Genomic DNA, 17,747 nt, shown 5'->3' with positions numbered 1-17,747 from the left:
CCCTGATGCTCGTGGCGCGGCCGGAGCCGCCCCCGCACCACGGAGGGCGAGGGGCCGCCCATGACGGGGGCCGCCCGTACCGGGGGCCGGGCACGTGACCAGCGGCCCGGCCCCCGGGGCTCCGACCGGCCTAACGGGCGGGCCGCAGCCGCAGGGTGAGGATCTGGAACGGCCGCAGCTCGATCTCCGAGGGGGCTTCGCCCAGCGGCCGCTCCAGCAGGTCGGTCACCTCGGCCCGGGAGACCGGGAAACCGGCGGTCACCTTCGCGCGGGCCCGCCCGCCCCGGGACTCGTACAACCGCACCACCACATCGCCGCCGCGGTCCTCCGCGAGCTTGACCGACTCGACGGTGACGGCCGGGTCGTCGACGCTCACCAGCGGTTCGAGCGCCGGCACCGAGGCCTGCCGCAGCGGCAGATTGAGTGCGAGCCCCTCCGCGACGGCGTCTCCCACCTCCGCGCCCGGCAGCAGCGCGTACGTGAACCGGTGCGTGCCGAGATCCGTCTCCGGATCCGGGCTGTGCGGGGCGCGCAGCAGGGTCAGCCGTACGGTGGTGCCGAGGCCGTGGGCATGCGGGGCACGGGTCACGTCGTGGCCGTACGTCGAGTCGTTGAGCACCGCGACGCCGTACGACTCCTCCGCGACCCGCAGCCAGCGGTGGGCGCAGATCTCGAAACGGGCCGCGTCCCAGCCGGTGTTGGCGTGGGTGGGGCGGTGGACGTGCCCGAACTGGATCTCGGCGGCGGACCGTTCGGCGTGGACGTCGAGCGGGAAGGCGGCCTTGAGAACCTTCTCCGACTCCTGCCAGTCGACGTCGGTCACGATGTCCAGCCGACGGCTCGCGGCCGTCAGCCGGAGCTCCTGGGTGATCCGGGACGAGCCGAAGGCCCGGGTGACGCGCACGGTCGCCCGCAGCGGCCCGCTCTCCACCAGCTCCACCGACTCGGCCGCCGTCAGGTCGGTGTGGGTGCGCCGGTAGTGCCGGTCGATGTCCCAGGCGTCCCAGGCGTTGGGATGGTCCGGGTGGAGCTGGAGCAGATTGCCGGGACCGCACAGCACCTCCCGGCCGTGCGCGAGATCCCGGACGGAGGTCAGCAGCCCGTCACGGTCGATCCGCACCCGGAGCCGCTCGTTCTCCAGCACGATGGAACCGTCGGTCCGTTCGGCCCGCACGGTGGGGCCCGTACCGGCCCCCGTCTCGGCGGCGCCCAGCCCCGGCACCGTCACCAGAGCGTCGCCGACCACTTCGGTCCGCTCGTACGGCGAGGCGTTCAGCACCCCCGGCGAGGAGCCGGTCCCCAGCGCCCGTACCGCGTCCGCGGTGATCTCCGCCAGTTCCGCGAGCACCCGCGCGTAGGTCGCGCGTGCCTCCCGGTGAACCCAGGCGATCGAGGAGCCGGGCAGGATGTCGTGGAACTGGTGCAGCAGGACCGTCTTCCACAGCCGGTCCAGGGCGTCGTAAGGATAGGTGTACGACGGATCGCGCACAGCGGCCGTCGTACACCACAACTCGGCTTCGCGTAGGGCGTGTTCGGAGCGCCGGTTGCCCTGCTTGGTCTTGGCCTGCGTGGTGTAGGTGGCCCGGTGCAGCTCCAGGTACAGCTCGCCCGACCAGACCGGCGCGTGGACCCCGTACTCGTCCTCCGCGGCGGCGAAGAACGCCTCCGGCTTCTCGATCCGGACCTGCGGCGAGCCCTCCAGGGACCGCAACCGCCGGGCTTTCTCCAGCATTTCGCGGGTCGGGCCGCCCCCGCCGTCGCCCCAGCCGAACGGGACCAGGGAGCGGGTGGCCCGGCCCTTCTCCGCGAAGTTGCGTTCCGCGTGGGCGAGTTCGCGGCCGTGGAACTGGGAGTTGTAGGTGTCCACGGGCGGGAAGTGGGTGAAGACCCGGGTGCCGTCGATGCCTTCCCACCAGAAGGTGTGGTGCGGCATCTTGTTGGTCTGGTTCCAGCTCAGCTTCTGGGTGAGGAACCAGCGGACTCCGGCGAGCTTCGCGAGCTGCGGGAAGGCCGCCGTGTAGCCGAAGGAGTCCGGCAGCCAGATCTCCTCCGTCTCGACGCCCAGTTCCTCCCGGAAGAACCGCTTGCCGTGCACGATCTGCCGGGCCAGCGCCTCACCGCCCGGCATGTTGGCGTCGGACTCCACCCACATCGAACCCACCGGAGACCAATTGCCCTCCTCCACGGCCTTCTTGATGCGCTCCCAGATGTGCGGCTGGTGCTCCTTGACCCAGGCGTACTGCTGGGCCTGCGAGCAGGCGAAGACAAGCTCCGGGTAGTCGAGGGCCAGCGCCGTGACGTTGGCGAAGGTCCGGGAGGCCTTGCGGACCGTCTCGCGCAGCGGCCACAGCCAGGCCGAGTCGATGTGCGCGTGCCCGGCCGCCGAGACGCGGTGCGCGCTGGCCGAGGCTGGCCGTGACAGTGCCTCGGCCAGCTCGGACCGGGCCGCCGCCGCGGTGCCGGAGACGTCGTGCAGGTCGAGGGCGTCGAGCATGTTCTCCAGGGCGCGCAGGATCTCGTGCCGCCGCGGCCGCTCGGGATCCAGCTCGTACATCAGCTCCGAGAGGACCTCGACGTCGAGGACCAGATGCCACACGTCCTCGTCGAGTACGGCGAGGTCGGCAGCCGCGAATCGGTAGATCGGCCCATCCCCGGCGGTCAGTACGTCTCCCAGGCGCGTGGGCTCGAAACCGTGCAGGACGGCGGGGTTGGCGGCCGCCTCCAGCAGCAGACGCACCTCCTCGCCTCCGGCCGCCGGTGCCCCGACCGTCAGGTGGCGGTTGCGCGGGTGGATGCCCTTGAGGGGGATGCCCGCCGCGTCGTACAGCAGCCCCTCCGCCTGGAATCCGGGTCCGTCCCCCGTGAACCCGGGGTCGATCACCACCTCCACCTGGCGGCCCGCCCACTCCTCGGGTACCCGGCCCTCGACGCGGAACCAACTCGTCGACCAGGGCTTTCCCCAGACCGTGCCGGTCGTGAAGGGCTCGTAGGAGGCCCGGAGCGCCTGGCCGACGGGTACCGGCTCGCCCGGCACGTGCCATACGGAGAGCGTGAGCGGCACCCGGTCCGCGTACTGCGCGGGGCGCAGGCACTGCCGCAGCGCGCGTTCCAGGCGCGCCTCCACCAGCGAACGGTCGTCGTGCACGGCGGCTCCTCGGTGCTCGGACGGCTCTGTCGAACCCTTCACTTCCCCGTGCGGGCGGCGCGCACCCGTGACCGGGCGGCAGCCGGCCGACGATTCGACATGACTGTCACCTTCCCGAAGAGGGCATGGATCCCCGTGAACGTGTTCGAGCAGAGGGGAACCGACATCGGCACGCAGGCGGGGGTCATGAAGCGGCATGCACCAGGAGGTGGTCCCATGACCAGGGGGGCCTTCTCCACCGATCCAGTGGAGGAAGCGTCCGACGGGGCGATCGACCGACCGGACGGCGCGCAGCTCCGGCGCCGGCTGGGCAAGGCGGATCTGCGAGGGGTGCCCGAGGCGCGCAAGGCGCTGAGGGAGCTGTTACGGCACTGGGGGAAACCGGGAAGGTCCGAGATAGCCGAGCTCTTGACCAGCGAGCTCGTCACGAACGCACTGATTCACACCGACGACGACGCCCTTCTGACGGCGACGATCGGACCGCGCGGGCTGCGCGTGGAGGTCCGGGACTTCGTGGCACGCAGGCCCCGACTGTGCGTACCGAACGCCGACGACGGTACGCATGGCAGAGGTCTCGTCCTCGTCCAGTCCCTGGCCGACGCATGGGGCGTACGGGCACATGGGGTGGGCAAGGCGGTGTGGTTCGAACTGAACGGCGGCACGGTGTAGGAACACCGCGCCGCCATTGTCGTGTCCAGGCCCGGCCGGAGCTTCCGGCCGGGCTGTCGCCGGGGGTCGGTCGAGTGTGCCTCAGCCGAACTGCTGTTCAAGATCCTTGAGCTTGCGCTCCAGCGAGTCGAGCCGCGGCAGGGCCATCGTCTCGTCCTCCGTGGTGAGGTCGACGGTGATCGGCTCAGTGTTCTTGCGGACGGGGGTGAGGGAGGGCCGCGATCGCACGGGCAGCTGCTCCGCGGTGGATATGGCAGGCTCCGTGGAGGCCTGGGCGGGCGCCCGCTCCACGGTCGCGGTCTCCAGTTCCCGGGCGCCACCGCGTCCGGCGAAGCCGCGGTGACCACGGCTGAGCGCCTTGAGGTGCGCTCGCTCGACCCGCTGCTCGTTCCGGCGGCGCAGTCGGTTCTGCTCCTTCTGGCGCCGGTCCTCGCGCACCTCGTCCACGGCCTCGTCCAGGGAGCGGACGTTCTCCAGGAGCATCAGCGACCACGCGCTGTACGTCTCGCGGGGCGCGCGCAGCCAGCGGACCATACGGATCTGCGGCAGCGGACGCGGCACCAGGCCCTGCTCACGCAGCGCGGCACGACGGGTCTGCTTCAGCGCCCTGTCGAACAGCACCGCGGCCGACAGGGACATGCCCGCGAAGAACTGCGGAGCACCGGCGTGGGCCATGCCCCGGGGCGCGTGCACCCAGTTGAACCACGCCGCCGCACCGGCGAAGGTCCACACGAGTATGCGGGAGCCGAGTGCCGCGTCACCGTGGCTGGCCTCGCGCACGGCGAGGACGGAACAGAACATCGCCGCGCCGTCCAGGCCGAACGGGACGAGGTACTCCCAGCCGCCGGAGAGGCCGAGGTTCTCCTCGCCGAAGCCGACCAGGCCGTGGAACGAGAGTGCCGCCGCGACCGCGGCACAGCAGAACAACAGAACATAGGAGGCCGTGCCGTAGACGGCCTCCTTACGCCTGCGGCGCTCCTCGGTGCGCTCCCACGAGTCGTCGCTGCTCGTGCTGTCCCCGGACCGCTTGCCGCGCGCGAGCACCGCCACCGCCGCCAGCAGGCCCAGGAGCAGAACGGCGCCTGGAAGCAGCCAGTTCAGCGATATGTCGGTAAGTCTCATCTGGGGTCCCTTGCATTGGGATAGGGCGTAACGCCCGCCATAGTGGCCCAATCACGTCGGCCCTCAGGGGGTTTCGGGGCAAGAGGCCGCCAAGGAAGTGCAAGGAGGTGCGCAGGGCGACTTTCTGCTCGAACTACCGCGCGAGGGACGGGAGTTGAGTACGAATAAGACTACCCGTAAGGATGGTTCCACGGAGAGTTCCCGTGACAAGTGAGGAATTTGTGAAGCACCTGTGATCTGTGAGCGGTCCAAGGGCGCCTCGACCGCTGCCGCTGCCGCTGTCTGCGTCTGCGTCTGCGTCTGCGTCTGCGTCTGCGTCTGCGCCAGGGCCGGCGCCAGCGCCGGTGCTGGTCCTGATCCTGATAACGCTCCCGGGGCGTGTACGCGCCGGCGTTCGCCCGGGAGCCTCAACTCGCCGCGGCGGCCGTCAACTTGGTGATCCGGTCCGCGTCGCAGGTGCGCGGGCAGGTGGCACACGTTTCCGCGGGGCGCAGTGTGTAGAAGAGGCAGCAGCTCACCCGGTCCCGGGTGGGAAGCGACTCCCCGTCCGGGCCGGTCAGTTCGCGGAAGGCCGCCGAGCCGGCGTACGGCCGGGTCGAGCCCGGCAGCAGCAGCTCCAGTTCGCGCATCGCGCGCCGCTCCTCACCGAACAGCTGGGCGACGTACCAGAGACCCTCGACGGTCTCGTCGGTCGCCATGCCCCACAGTGCCCGGCCGCGCCGCCGCATCCGCGGCCCGAACCCGCCGAGGACCGGCCCCAGGTGCTCGGCCACCGCCTCCCGCACCTCGGCGCGCAGCGCCTCCTCGTCCCGGACGACCCTGGCGCCCGGCAGGGCGGCGGCCGGGTCGTCCGGGAGGCAGGCGAACGTGGTGACCCGGACGGCCATCCGGCCGAGCTCACGCTGGAATGTGACGTCCTCCACAGACAGGCGCGGCACCCGGCGGAGCAGGAACCACGGCACGGTGATCAGCAGGCAGGCCGGCCACGCGTACCGGTGCAGCCCGAAGGTCGCCACGACATCGGGCCGCGCCCGCCGGCCGTGGTCCCGGACCACCTGGGCCTCGTCCAGGGCGAGAAACGCGTCGAGGTCGGGCCCGCCCTCCGCGAGCCGGGCGGCGGCGGCCCAGCCCGCGCCCCGCGGGGCGGCTTCGCCCGCCTTGAGCTCGCTGACGCTCAGTCCGGGGAAGGCCTCGCTCAGCCGCGCGTACGCGTCCGCCACGGGTGACACCGCGGCGAGCGGCGCGCCGGGGCGGACCGCCGGGTCGGCCGGGGCGTCTGTGGTGGCGTCGATGGACAGGGGCGGAGCGGACATGCGGAACCATCGCTTCACGATCGTTAGCAGGTAAGCCTTACCTTACCCGGCCTGGCAGGTGTTTGAACTGAGGCCATGTGCGCCTATCGTGCTTGACGGACGAGTAACAACCGACACCATGACCCCAAGTACCACCGACCCGGAGGAGGACCCCGTGGAGCAGGCCGGTCCGCGCGGCGCGCACGACTCCGCCGGGTCATGGGACCCGGACCTCCATGCGGGCGTTTTCCGGGTTCCGCCGCAGCCCGGACCCGCGGACGTGGGCCGGGCGAGGGGAGTCCCGGAGCGTGTCGCGGGCGACGGTTCCGGCGCCGGGCCACGTGGTGACTCTCCCAACGGTGACTCTTCGAACGGTGACTTTCCGAACGGTGGGTCGGGTGGCCGGCCGGGTGGCGGTCCCGTCGTGGCCTCGGCCTCGGCGCGCGGTGAACACACGCACAGTGAGACGCCGATCCCGCACCCGCGCACCGAGGGCACCCGCGCCGAAGTGCGCACGGACGACCTTCGCGCCGACGTGCGTAGGGGCGACCTCCGTCCCGGGCCCGTACACACCGGCGGGACTCGCCCCGGAGCACGTCCTGAGAGCTTCCGGCCCGTGCGCGCCGAGGAGGACCGTCCGGCGGCACGCGAGCGGAGCGCCCGCCCCGGACGCGCCGACGACGCCCACCCCGCCCTTCATGCCGAAGCCGTCCGGCCCGTCGTGCAGCGCGCCTCCGTGCGCGGGCAGATCCTCGACGCCCTGCGCACGGCGCTCGTGGCGGGTGAACTCGCTCCCGGCGAGGTGTACTCGGCGCCCGCGCTCGGCGAGCGCTTCGGGGTGTCCGCGACGCCCGTGCGGGAGGCGATGCAGCAACTCGCCCTCGAAGGAGCCGTCGAGGTCGTCCCCAACCGGGGCTTCCGCGTCATCGAGCGCGGCACCCGCGAGCTGGCCGAACTCGCCGAGATCCGGGGCCTGATCGAGGTCCCGGTGATGCTCCGGCTCGCGCGCACCGTGCCCGCCGCCCGCTGGGCCGAGCTGCGCCCGCTCGCCGAGGCCACCGTGCGGGCCGCGTCCTCGGGCTGCCGCGCGACCTACGCGGAGTCCGACCGGTCCTTCCACCGCGCCGTCCTGGCCCTCGCGGGCAACGCGCAGTTGGTGCGCATCGCCGACGATCTGCACCGCCGCGCCCAGTGGCCGCTGGTCGGCGGCCCGGTCTCCCGTGGCCGCGCCGACCTGGTGGCCGACGCGGCCGAACACACCGCGCTGCTGGACGCGTTGATCGCCGAGGACCTGACAGTCGTCCAGGCCCTGGTGCGGGAGCACTTCGCCGGCGCCTCCTGAGGCGGTCCGGCGCGTCGGGCACAACGTGAAGCGTCGGGCGCGTTCCGAAACGCCCGGCCCGCCACTCCGCGAGGTCTGCCGCGCGGACCGTACGCATCCGTGCCGCACAACAAGAGCCCGTGCCGGACGGCGGGAGTCCGCGGTCGGCGAGGGAGCCCGTGGCGGGCGAAGTATCCGCCCGCCCGTGCGTGATCAGGCCGTCGCGGCGGGCGGAGTCAGCTGACCCGTCAGCCAGATGGGCACGCCCCCGAGCAGCCGGAACAGCCGTCCCGCCTCCGCCCGCAGCCGCGATGCCTCCGGCTCGACCTCGGCGTCGGCCAGGGACGCCAGAGCCGGTGCGGTACCCACGAGGTACCCCAACTCCTCCCGGATCCTCAGTGATTCGGCGAAGCCGTGCCGGGCCTCCGTCAACTCCCCCTCGCGCAGCGCGAGTCCGGCGAGATGCCGCCAGGTGAAGGACAGCAGCAGGGCGTCGTTCTGGGCGGTCGCGCCCGCGTGCGCCCGCCGGTACGCGGCGCGGGCGGCCTGCGGCGCGTGCGCGAGGTTCTCGGCGAGCAGCCCGCGCCGGAAGTCCAGCAGGGCCCTGCCCGGCGCGCCCGGCGCCAGCAGCGCCGCGGCCCGGCCGAGCGCCGCGCGCGCCTCGTCGGCCCGGTCCCGCACGGTCAGCAGCGTGGCGGCGTAGGCGAGTTGCCCCCGCTCACAGGCCGCCGCGCCCCGCTCGTCGTCGCTCTGCGCCAGCGCCTCGGCGGTGCGCAGCGCGTCCTCCGCCTCGGCCCAGCCCTGCTCGGTGTAGAGACAGCGCTCGACCAGCAGCGACGCTCTCTGCAGGGCGGCCCCCGCCGTGTGGGGCTGGATCAGCGCCGCCGCGTCGGCCCAGCAGGCGCGCGAGCGCAGCCGCCATACCGCGGTCTGGAGTGGATCGTCCCCTGCAGTCGTTCCGGTACCAGACATGGCGGTATGCGCCACGTTGCCCTCCCCGAGCACACCATTGAGCTGTTGAGTGGTGGCATCTCAGCACGGATCACCGGGCCCGGCCAAGAGGGTGGGTGAAGGATTTCACAAAGTCATTGGACGCGTGCGGCTCACCCGGGGCCCTTGAGGTCAGCTCATTCGCAGTGCCAGGAAGAAGTCCAACTTGTCCTCCAGGCGCGACAGATCACGACTCGTCAACTGCTCGATACGGCCGACGCGGTAGCGCAGCGTGTTGACGTGGAGGTGCAGACGGGCGGCGCAGCGCGTCCAGGAGCCGTCGCAGTCGAGGAACGCCTCCAGGGTCGGAATCAGCTCCGCGCGGTGCCGGCCGTCGTACTCGCGCAGGGGGTCCAGCAGCCGCGCGGTGAAGGCACGGCGTACGTCGTCCGGGACGAACGGCAGCAGCAGGACGTGCGAGGCGAGCTCCTGGTGTCCGGCCGCGCAGACCCGCCCGGGGCGCGCCGCGGCGACCCGGCGGGCGTGCCGGGCCTCCTCCAGGGCGCCGCGCAGCCCCTCGGCCGAGTGGACGGCGGCGCTCACGCCGAGGGTGAGCCGCCCGTCGTCGTTCAGGCCCGCCGACAGCGGGTCCCGTACGGCCGCCAGCAGCGTGTCGGCGTGCAGGCCGGGCTCCGGGCCGTCCTCGCCGGCCGGGACCGCCGGAAGGGGGACGAGCGCGACCGCCTCGTCGCCCGTGTGGGCGACGGCGATCCGGTCGGAGTGCTCCGAACCAGGCGACAGCGGGTCCACCAGGATCTCCTCCAGCAGCGCCTGGGCGACCGGACCGCCCTCGATCTCGCCGCCGTCCCACTCGACGCGCGCCACGACGACCTGCCAGTGCGGGGCGGCGCCCAGGCCGGGCAGCAGCACCGGCGCCGCGACCCGCAGCCGTGCCGCGATCTCGGCGGGCGCCGCACCGGTCTGGACCAGCTCGAGGACCTCCTGCGCGAGCCGCCGCCGAACCGTGCGCGCCGCGTCCCGCCGGTCGCGCTCCACCGCGATCAGCTGGGTGACGCCCTGGAGCAGGTCGAGCCGCTCCTCGGGCCAGTCCCCGGCGTCCGCCTCGACCGCGAGGAGCCAGTCGCAGAGCACCGTCTCACGCACGTCGCGGGAGGCTCCCGCCGCACGCCCCGAGGACCGGATCGGGAAGAGCGAGTACGTCGCGGGGCCCACCGTCACCCGGTGCGGTCCCCGGCGCCCGGTCCGGGCCGCCGCCAGATGCTCGGCGGCCAGCCTGGCGCAGGTGTCCGCGGGCAGCGCGCCGCCCGCGAGCTTCGAGCCCGCGATGGGCCGTCCGGCGGGCGAGAGGACCCAGGCGCGCAGGTCGAGGTCGGTACCGAGCAGATCGAGGACCACGTCGGGGCCGCCGCCGGCCGGGCCCGAGGTCATCATCCGCCGGTGCCGGTCGACGACGGCGGCCAGATCCCCGGCACGCTCGCCCGAGACCTGGCGCACGACGTGTTCGGTGATCGTGGCGAAGGCGACCGACTCGTTCACCGCGAACAGCGGCAGCCGGTGCCGGGCGCAGGCCACGATCAGGTCGTCGGGGATGTCCCCGAGCTCCGCCTCACCCGCGGCCAGGCCCGCGACGCCGGCGGTCGAGAGGATGCGGACGAACGGCTCCGAGTCCTCGGCGTCGTGCCGCCAGGCGAGGCCGGTGAGGACCAGTTCGCCGCCCGACAGGTAGCGGCTCGGGTCCTTGAGGTCGGTGGTCATCACGCCGCGTACGGTGCGGTCGAGCTCGTCCTCGCCGCCGAGCAGCCGCAGGCCCAGCGCGTCGGTGTCCAGCAGTGCGCGCAGCCGCATTCTCGTCGCCGCCGTTCTTTGTCTCGAAATCTACGATGGATCGTGGGTGAGGCCCGCAGGCGGTCCCCGCGCTCCGCGGAGCCGGTCCGTGGGTTCCGCCGAGCCGGTCCGCGGGGTTCCGGGAATCGGTGGTCCCGGCCCCACCGGGCCTGTGTCCTGGGCTTTCGAGAGCGGTGCTCACTGATTCCAGGGTGTTGTTCCCGATGTTTCCGGGACCGTGTTCCTTGTTTCCGGAGGAAAACGAAGATGTTGCTGATGACCTCGGTTCATACGAATCTACAAGATGCGCGCGCTGGCCAGCCAACTCCTTCATGGTTTCGGTGACTGACCCCGGTGCGGGACGCGGCTGTGTACTGACCTCACTCCGCGTAAACACCTCATGAACGAGCCGGTCCGCCCGCCCACGATCTGGCTTGATCAGAACGACCGACGATACGAATGAAGAGAGCCACTCATGGACTTCCTTCGCCCCGCCAGTTGGGAGGAGGCGCTCGCCGCGAAGGCCGAGCACCCCACAGCTGTGCCGATTGCGGGTGGCACCGATGTCATGGTCGAGATCAACTTCGATCACCGCCGGCCCGAGTACCTTCTCGACCTGAACCGCATCGGAGAGCTGAGCGACTGGCAGGTCGGCGAGGGGAGCGTGCGCCTGGGCGCCTCCGTCCCGTACACCCGGATCATGGAGAACCTGCGCGGCGAGCTCCCCGGGCTGGCCCTCGCCTCCCACACGGTGGCCTCCCCGCAGATCCGCAACCGCGGCGGCGTCGGCGGCAACCTCGGCACCGCCTCCCCGGCCGGCGACGCCCACCCCGCCCTCCTCGCGGCGGGCGCCGAGGTCGAGGCCGAGTCGGTGCGCGGCTCGCGGCTGATTCCGATCGACGCCTTCTACACCGGCGTGAAGCGCAACGCGCTGGCGCCCGACGAGCTGATCCGCGCCGTCCACGTCAAGAAGGCGGACGGACCGCAGCAGTACTCGAAGGTCGGCACCCGCAACGCGATGGTGATCGCGGTGTGCGCCTTCGGTCTGGCCCTGCACCCCGAGACCCGTACGGTCCGCACCGGCATCGGCTCGGCGGCGCCCACCCCGGTCCGCGCGAAGACCGCCGAGGAGTTCCTGAACGCGGCGCTCGACGAGGGCGGCTTCTGGGACAACGGGAAGATCATCACCCCCTCGGTCGCCAAGCAGTTCGCGGCGCTGTGCTCGGCCGCCTGCAACCCGATCGACGACGTCCGCGGCACGGCGAGCTACCGGCGCCACGCGGTCGGCGTCATGGCCCGCCGCACACTGACCTGGACGTGGGAGTCGTACCGCGGCACCGCCGCCCGCACGGAGGGAGTCGCGTAATGCGTGTCAATTTCACGGTCAACGGGCGCCGGCAGGAAGCCGACGACGTCTGGGAGGGCGAGAGCCTCCTGTACGTCCTGCGCGAGCGGCTCGGCCTGCCCGGCTCCAAGAACGCCTGCGAGCAGGGCGAGTGCGGCTCCTGCACCGTCCGCCTGGACGGTGTGCCCGTGTGTTCCTGTCTGGTCGCCGCCGGCCAGGTGGAGGGCCGCGAGGTCGTCACCGTCGAGGGACTGGCCGACTTCGCCAAGCAGCGGGCGGAGCACGCAGGTTGCGCGACGGGTGCCTGCAACACGGCCGAGCTGACGGGTATTTCGCTCGACGAGGCCCAGAGCTGGGCCGCCAAGGGCCACGACTCGCAGACCGGCGAGGGCACCGAACTCTCGCCCGTGCAGCAGGCGTTCATCGACGCCGGAGCCGTCCAGTGCGGCTTCTGCACCCCGGGTCTGCTGATCGCGGCGGACGAGATGCTGGAGCGCACCCCGAACCCGACCGACGCGGACATCCGCGAGGCGCTCTCGGGCAACCTGTGCCGCTGCACCGGCTACGAGAAGATCATGGACGCGGTCCGCCTCGCGGCCGCCCGGCAGTCCGAGGCGGTCTGACCATGGGAACGACCGGTACACCCACGAACATCACACAGGGCTCCAAGACCAAGGGCGGCATCGGCGAGTCCACGCTCCGCCCGGACGGCACACTCAAGGTCACCGGCGAGTTCGCCTACTCCTCGGACATGTGGCACGAGGACATGCTGTGGGGCCAGATCCTGCGCTCCACGGTCGCGCACGCCGAGATCGTGTCCATCGACACCTCCGAGGCCCTCGCGCAGCCCGGCGTGTACGCCGTCATGACGTACGACGACCTGCCCACCGACGTGAAGAACTACGGCCTGGAGATCCAGGACACGCCGGTCCTCGCGCACGGCAAGGTACGCCACCACGGCGAGCCCGTCGCCATCGTCGCCGCCGACCACCCGGAGACCGCGCGCCGCGCCGCCGCCAAGATCAAGGTGGAGTACAGGGAGCTGCCGGTCATCACGGACGAGGCGTCCGCGACCGCGCCCGACGCGATCCTCGTCCACGAGGGCCGCGACGACCACCACATCGGCCACGTTCCGCACCCGAACATCGTGCACCGCCAGCCGATCGTCCGCGGCGACGCCGAACAGGCCGTGAAGAAGGCCGACTTCGTCGTCCGCGGCGAGTACACCTTCGGCATGCAGGACCAGGCCTTCCTCGGACCCGAGTCCGGTCTCGCCGTGCCCTGTGAGGACGGCGGCGTCGAGCTCTACATCGCCACCCAGTGGCTGCACTCCGACCTGCGCCAGATCGCCCCGGTGCTCGGCCTGCCCGAGGACAAGGTCCGGATGACGCTCTCCGGCGTCGGCGGCGCGTTCGGCGGCCGCGAGGACCTGTCGATGCAGATCCACGCCTGCCTGCTCGCCCTGCGCACCGGCAAGCCCGTCAAGATCGTTTACAACCGTTTCGAGTCCTTCTTCGGACACGTCCACCGCCACCCCGCCAAGCTCTACTACGAGCACGGGGCGACCAAGGACGGCAAGTTGACCCATGTGAAGGCTCGGATCGTCCTTGACGGCGGCGCCTACGCGTCGGCCTCCCCGGCGGTCGTCGGCAACGCCTCCTCGCTCGGCGTCGGCCCGTACGTGGTCGACGACGTCGACATCGAGGCCATCGCGCTCTACACCAACAACCCGCCCTGCGGCGCCATGCGCGGCTTCGGCGCGGTCCAGGCGTGCTTCGCGTACGAGGCCCAGATGGACAAACTCGCCGACCGGGTGGGCATGGACCGGGTCGAGTTCCGCCGGCTCAACGCGATGGAGCAGGGCTCGCTCCTGCCGACCGGGCAGCGCGTCGACTCACCGGCCCCGGTCGCCGAACTCCTGCGCCGCGTCAAGGCGATGCCCATGCCGCCCGAGCAGCAGTGGCTCTCCGCGGGCGAGGAGGCCGACGTACGGCAACTGCCCGGCGGCCTGTCCAACACCACGCACGGCGAAGGCGTCGTCCGCGGGATCGGGTACGCCGTCGGGATCAAGAACGTCGGTTTCTCCGAGGGCTTCGACGACTACTCGACCGCCAGGGTCCGTATGGAGGTCGTCGGCGGCGTGCCGGTCGCCACCGTGCACACCGCGATGGCGGAGGTCGGCCAGGGCGGCGTCACCGTCCACGCGCAGATCGCGCGTACCGAACTGGGCGTCGCCCAGGTGACCATCCAGCCGGCCGACACCCGGGTGGGCAGCGCCGGTTCGACCTCAGCCTCGCGCCAGACGTACGTCACCGGCGGCGCCGTCAGGAACTCCTGCGAGCTGGTCCGCGAGAAGGTCCTGGAACTCGGCCGCCGCAAGTTCGGCACGTACCACCCCGCGTGGGCCACGGCCGAACTCCTCCTGGAGAGCTGCAAGGTCGTCACCGACGGCGGTGAGGTCCTCGCCGATCTCGCCGACGTGCTCGAAGGAGAGGCCGTCGAGGTCGAGGCCGAGTGGCGGCACCGTCCGACCGAGGCCTTCGACCTGCGCACCGGCCAGGGCGACGGCCACGTCCAGTACTCCTTCGCCGCGCACCGCGCCGTCGTCGAGGTGGACACCGAACTCGGCCTGGTCAAGGTCATCGAACTGGCCTGCGCCCAGGACGTCGGCAAGGCGCTCAACCCGCTGTCCGTCATCGGCCAGATCCAGGGTGGCACCACCCAGGGCCTGGGCGTCGCGGTCATGGAGGAGATCATCGTCGACCCGAAGACCGCGAAGGTCCGCAACCCCTCCTTCACGGACTATCTGATCCCCACCATCCTCGACACACCGACCATCCCCGTCGATGTGCTCGAACTCGCCGACGACCACGCCCCGTACGGGCTCCGTGGCGTCGGCGAGGCCCCGACCCTGTCGTCCACCCCGGCCGTCCTCGCGGCGATCCGGAACGCGACGGGTCTGGAGCTCGACCGGACGCCGGTACGCCCCGAACACCTCACGGGAACCGCGTAGGCGCCGGACACATCTTTCCGGGCGGCGCCGGGAACGTCACACTTCGCCGCGCCGCCCGGAGCGCCCGGCCACCGCACCGCTCGCGTGACCGGGACCAGCAGCAAGCAGCAGGCAGCAGGCAGCAGGCAGCAGGCAGCAGGTAACAGGCACACAGCGCGGCAGAGTTCTTGTCGTTCAGCACGTTCAGCACGTTCATCACGTTCGTCTCGGGCCGTCCCCCGGGTCGTGCGGCCGAAGCACCATCCCAAATCCCGCAACCGCTCCCGCGGTTGACCAGCCGTCAGGACGGCTGTCCGGGTGCCCCTTTGAACCTTGGGAGCAGGCCCACATGACCCAGCAGTCACTGGAGCCGAAGACCACCGCGCAGGACGCGGGCGCGGGAAGCCGCGTTCCGGCGGGACGGTCTTGGCTCGACCGGTACTTCCACATATCCCAGCGGGGAAGCTCGATCGCGCGTGAGGTGCGCGGCGGCGTCACCACTTTCATGGCGATGGCTTACATCCTGCTGCTCAACCCGCTCATCCTGTCCGGCAAGGACGTGGCGGGGGACACGCTCGGCCAGAAGGCCCTCATCACCGCGACCGCGTTCGCGGCGGCCCTGACCACCCTCCTCATGGGTTTCGTCGGCAAGGTGCCGCTCGCCCTCGCCGCCGGACTCTCGGTGTCCGGTGTGCTCTCCTCGCAGGTCGTCCCGCAGATGAGCTGGCCGCAGGCCATGGGCATGTGCGTGATGTACGGCGCGGTCATCATGCTCCTCGTCGTCACCGGGCTACGCGAGATGATCATGAACGCGATCCCGCTGGCGCTCAAGCACGCCATCACCATGGGCATCGGCCTGTTCATCGCACTGATCGGCCTGGTCAAGGCCGGCTTCGTCCACCAGGGCAAAGCCACCCCCCTCGCTCTCGGTCCCACCGGCGAACTCGCCGGCTGGCCGGTGCTGCTCTTCGCCGCCACCCTGCTGCTGATCTTCATGCTCCAGGCGCGTGGCATCCCCGGCGCGATCCTCATCGGCATCGTCTCCGGCACGGTCGTCTCCGTCGTCCTCGACGCCGCCGGGGCCATCGACCCGAAGCAATGGGCCGGCGGCGCCCCAGAGCTGCACGGCAGCGCCGTCTCGATGCCGGACTTCTCGCTCTTCGGCAAGGTCGAGTTCGGCGGCTGGGGTCAGGTCGGCGCGATGACGGTAGGCATGATCGTCTTCACGCTCGTGCTCGCCGGGTTCTTCGACGCGATGGCCACCATCATCGGCGTCGGCACCGAGGCCGGGCTGGCCGACGGCCAGGGCCGGATGCCGGGCCTGTCGAAGGCGCTGTTCATCGACGGCGCGGGCGGAGCGGTCGGCGGAGTGGCCGGCGCCTCCGGGCAGACTGTCTTCGTCGAGTCCGCCACCGGCGTCGGCGAGGGTGCCCGTACCGGCCTCTCCGCCGTCGTCACCGGCCTCTTCTTCGCGGCCTGCCTGTTCTTCACCCCGCTCACGGCGATCGTCCCGGGCGAGATCGCGGCGGCGGCCCTGGTGGTCATCGGCGCCATGATGATGATGAACGCCCGCCATGTCGACTGGGCCGACCGCGCCACCGCGATCCCGGTCTTCCTGACCGTCGTGATCATGCCGTTCACCTACTCGATCACCGCGGGCGTGGCGGCAGGTGTGATCAGCTACGTCGCCATCAGGATCTCCCAGGGCAAGGCCCGGGAGATCGGGGCCTTCATGTGGGGTCTGACGGCGGTCTTCTTCGTCTACTTCGCGCTCAACCCGATCGAGAGCTGGCTGGGCGTCCACTGACGCCCGCGTCCCTTCCACGCAACCGCAGGCAAGCGGACCGACAGACAGACAGGCAGACAGGCAAGGAGACCGAGAGATGCTGGACATCGCCGCAGAGCTCCACGGGTGGGTCGAGCAGGGCCGCGACTTCGCCGTCGCCACCGTGGTGGCGGTCGGCGGCAGCGCGCCCCGCCGGCCCGGCGCCGCACTCGCCGTCGACTCCGACGGCACGGCGATCGGCTCGGTCTCCGGCGGTTGCGTGGAAGGAGCCGTCTACGAACTGTGCCGCCAGTCCCTGGAGGACGGCGAGACCGTCCTCGAACGGTTCGGCTACAGCGACGACGACGCCTTCGCGGTCGGTCTGACCTGCGGCGGCGTCATCGACATCCTGGTCACCCCGGTCCGCTCGCGGGACACCGCCCGCCGGGCGGTGTTCGCGGCGGCGCTGGCCGCCGCGGCGGGTGGGGAGGCGGCGGCGCTCGCCCGTGTCGTGAGCGGACCCGCCGAACTGATCGGCCGCGCCCTCGTCGTGCGGTCCGACGGCTCGTACGAGGGCGGCTTCGGCGCCCACCCCGAACTCGACCGTACGGTGGTCGGCGAGGCGGCGGCCCAACTGGACGCCGGTCGCACGGGCACCCTGGAGATCGGAGAGCAGGGCTCTCGTTGCGGAGCGCCGCTCACGGTTCTGGTGGAGTCGTCGGTCCCGCCCCCGCGCATGATCGTCTTCGGTGCCATCGACTTCGCCTCGGCCCTGGTCCGCATGGGCAAGTTCCTCGGCTACCGGGTCACGGTGTGCGACGCCCGCCCGGTCTTCGCGACCAAGGCCCGCTTCCCCGACGCGGACGAGATCGTCGTGGACTGGCCCCACCGCTATCTGGAGCGCACGGAGGTCGACTCCCGCACCGTCCTGTGCGTCCTTACCCACGACGCCAAGTTCGACGTCCCGCTGCTCCGGCTCGCCCTGCGGCTCCCGGTGGCGTACGTCGGCGCGATGGGCTCCCGCCGCACCCACCTGGACCGCAATGAGCGGTTGCGTGAAGTCGGCGTGACCGAGCTGGAACTGGCCCGCCTTCGTTCGCCGATCGGCCTGGACCTGGGAGCGCGCACGCCCGAGGAGACGGCACTGTCGATCGCCTCGGAGATCGTGGCCGACCGGCGTGGGGGGAGCGGGGTTTCCCTCACGGGGGCACACACGCCGATCCATCACGACGGGTCCTCCCGTCACGACGCGTCCACCGTTCCGGGGCGACGGATCGGGTCGGTGGCCTGAGAGGCGGCTTCTGTCTCTTGTATTGACGCA

12 protein-coding genes are annotated in these 17,747 nt (G+C 71.7%); 7 read left to right on the top strand and 5 right to left on the bottom strand.

The features are described 5' to 3' along the window. Positions 1-130: 130 nt before the first annotated feature. Positions 131-3,145, bottom strand: a complete 3,015-nt coding sequence (locus ACFYW8_RS07790; RefSeq protein WP_389068968.1) for an alpha-mannosidase — start codon at positions 3,143-3,145, stop codon at positions 131-133. Positions 3,146-3,361: 216 nt separating this feature from the next. On the opposite strand from ACFYW8_RS07790, the gene ACFYW8_RS07785 reads away from it, so the two are divergent. Then, positions 3,362-3,814 (top strand): ATP-binding protein, encoded by a 453-nt coding sequence (locus tag ACFYW8_RS07785; RefSeq protein WP_389068966.1) that lies wholly within the window; start codon positions 3,362-3,364, stop codon positions 3,812-3,814. Between the two features lie 81 nt (positions 3,815-3,895). Here ACFYW8_RS07785 and ACFYW8_RS07780 read toward each other — a convergent pair whose 3' ends face one another. Next, positions 3,896-4,936: a DUF2637 domain-containing protein gene (locus ACFYW8_RS07780; RefSeq protein ID WP_389068963.1), complete on the bottom strand. Its 1,041-nt coding sequence runs from the start codon at positions 4,934-4,936 to the stop codon at positions 3,896-3,898. 407 nt (positions 4,937-5,343) lie between these two features. Further along, positions 5,344-6,249 (bottom strand): (2Fe-2S)-binding protein, encoded by a 906-nt coding sequence (locus tag ACFYW8_RS07775; protein WP_389068961.1) that lies wholly within the window; start codon positions 6,247-6,249, stop codon positions 5,344-5,346. Between the two features lie 595 nt (positions 6,250-6,844). Between ACFYW8_RS07775 and ACFYW8_RS07770 the strand changes: the two genes are divergently transcribed. After that, a complete protein-coding gene (locus tag ACFYW8_RS07770; RefSeq protein ID WP_365868525.1) occupies positions 6,845-7,570 on the top strand; it encodes a GntR family transcriptional regulator in 726 nt (241 codons plus the stop codon). A gap of 192 nt (positions 7,571-7,762) precedes the next feature. Here ACFYW8_RS07770 and ACFYW8_RS07765 read toward each other — a convergent pair whose 3' ends face one another. Both ACFYW8_RS07765 and ACFYW8_RS07760 read right to left on the bottom strand, forming a co-directional pair. Beyond that, the gene (locus ACFYW8_RS07765; RefSeq protein WP_365868523.1) at positions 7,763-8,536 is read right to left on the bottom strand and encodes a hypothetical protein; all 774 of its coding nucleotides are present in this window, start codon (positions 8,534-8,536) and stop codon (positions 7,763-7,765) included. A gap of 135 nt (positions 8,537-8,671) precedes the next feature. After that, positions 8,672-10,345: a PucR family transcriptional regulator gene (locus tag ACFYW8_RS07760; RefSeq protein ID WP_389068957.1), complete on the bottom strand. Its 1,674-nt coding sequence runs from the start codon at positions 10,343-10,345 to the stop codon at positions 8,672-8,674. 454 nt (positions 10,346-10,799) lie between these two features. Here ACFYW8_RS07760 and ACFYW8_RS07755 point away from each other — a divergent pair, with 454 nt between their 5' ends. From ACFYW8_RS07755 to ACFYW8_RS07735, 5 genes are all read left to right on the top strand, one after another. Then, complete coding sequence (locus ACFYW8_RS07755) at positions 10,800-11,690, top strand: xanthine dehydrogenase family protein subunit M (protein ID WP_365868519.1); 891 nt, start codon at positions 10,800-10,802, stop codon at positions 11,688-11,690. Continuing rightward, positions 11,690-12,292: a (2Fe-2S)-binding protein gene (locus ACFYW8_RS07750; protein ID WP_389068954.1), complete on the top strand. Its 603-nt coding sequence runs from the start codon at positions 11,690-11,692 to the stop codon at positions 12,290-12,292. The genes ACFYW8_RS07755 and ACFYW8_RS07750 overlap by 1 nt, the downstream gene beginning before the upstream one ends. Positions 12,293-12,294: 2 nt before the next feature. Next, positions 12,295-14,682: a xanthine dehydrogenase family protein molybdopterin-binding subunit gene (locus ACFYW8_RS07745; protein WP_389068952.1), complete on the top strand. Its 2,388-nt coding sequence runs from the start codon at positions 12,295-12,297 to the stop codon at positions 14,680-14,682. A gap of 328 nt (positions 14,683-15,010) precedes the next feature. Further along, positions 15,011-16,468 (top strand): NCS2 family permease, encoded by a 1,458-nt coding sequence (locus ACFYW8_RS07740; protein WP_389068950.1) that lies wholly within the window; start codon positions 15,011-15,013, stop codon positions 16,466-16,468. Positions 16,469-16,544: 76 nt separating this feature from the next. After that, a complete protein-coding gene (locus ACFYW8_RS07735) occupies positions 16,545-17,717 on the top strand; it encodes an XdhC family protein (protein WP_389068947.1) in 1,173 nt (390 codons plus the stop codon). Positions 17,718-17,747 lie beyond the last annotated feature (30 nt).

This window comes from Streptomyces sp. NPDC002742 (genome assembly GCF_042888885.1).
Lineage (GTDB): Bacteria > Actinomycetota > Actinomycetes > Streptomycetales > Streptomycetaceae > Streptomyces.
This window is presented reverse-complemented; position numbering and strand designations above follow the sequence as displayed.